The organism is Streptomyces niphimycinicus (assembly GCF_018883605.1).
Classification (GTDB): Bacteria; Actinomycetota; Actinomycetes; order Streptomycetales; family Streptomycetaceae; genus Streptomyces; species Streptomyces niphimycinicus.
The window spans coordinates 1-436 of record NZ_JAHLEM010001354.1 but is presented as its reverse complement, the minus strand read 5'-3'; the positions used below and the strand labels follow the sequence as shown (position 1 = coordinate 436).

The following is a 436-nucleotide window of genomic DNA, read 5'->3' as shown; positions in this document are numbered from 1 at the left end:
GCCGGAGAGGGTCGCCAGGGCCGCCGTAAGGCGCGCACCGGGCCAGCCGGCCACATCGTCCAGCCGGGCCGCCGCCCAGCCGAACCGCCGGTAGCGCGGCGACTTGTGGCCCACCATGGCGTCCAGGGTGTTGACGGCGCGGAAGCCGATGAGCCCCGGCACGCCGCCCAGGGCCCCCCACACCAGCGCGCCCACGACGGCGTCGGAGGTGTTCTCGGCGACCGATTCGACGACCGCGCGGGCGATCTGCGGCCCGTCCAGCGCCTGCGGATCGCGCCCGCACAGATGCGGCAGCCGCTCCCGGGCGACCTCCAGGTCCCCCGCGGCCAGGGCCCCGCCGACGGCCCGTGCCTCACGGCCCAGCGTCGTACCGCCCAGCACGGCCCAGGTGGCGGCGGCGGTCAGCGCGATCTCCGCGCTTCCGCGCCCGCCCAGG

1 protein-coding gene is annotated in these 436 nt (G+C 78.2%); it reads right to left on the bottom strand.

The features are described from left to right. Positions 1-436 (bottom strand): cobalamin biosynthesis protein (locus KN815_RS49710; RefSeq protein ID WP_216348262.1); only part of this gene is annotated, 436 nt, incomplete at both ends.